The organism is Streptomyces sp. WM6386, assembly GCF_000972385.1.
Lineage (GTDB): Bacteria > Actinomycetota > Actinomycetes > Streptomycetales > Streptomycetaceae > Streptomyces.
This window is the reverse complement of sequence record NZ_JXTE01000535.1, coordinates 1-417: the sequence shown is the minus strand read 5'-3', so window position 1 is coordinate 417 and position 417 is coordinate 1. Positions and strand designations below refer to the sequence as shown.

The window sequence follows — 417 nt, the reverse complement described above, 5'->3', positions numbered from 1 at the left end:
CCTGGCGGGAGTGGCTGCTGACGCGGCTGGGCCAGGATGTGGCGGATGCCCTGGAGGGCAATGTGTCCGGACCGTTGAAGTCGGCGCTGGACGCGCTGCGGGATCTGCGCAACGAGATACGCCTTCTGATCGACCACAACGGCCTGACCGCGGACTCGCACCGCGACCACCTCGACCGCTGGTACACGCCGCTCAACGCGTTCCTGTCGATCGGACCGCCGGCCTCCCGTATCCGGGAGATGATCGCGCTGATCGAGGCCGGTGTCCTCACCATCGTGGGCCCCGACGTGCAGATGGAACTGGACGAGGAGGCAGGGGAGTTCGTGGCGTCCTCGCCGAAGGTGCCCGGCTCCGAGGTGCGGGCCGGGGTGCTGATCGAGGCCCGGTTGCCCGACATCGACCTGCGGCGCACCGCCG

General features: G+C 69.5%; 1 pseudogene. It reads left to right on the top strand.

The window, feature by feature from the left end:
- Positions 1-417, top strand: a pseudogene (locus TN53_RS42590) (FAD-binding protein); the annotation flags it as partial.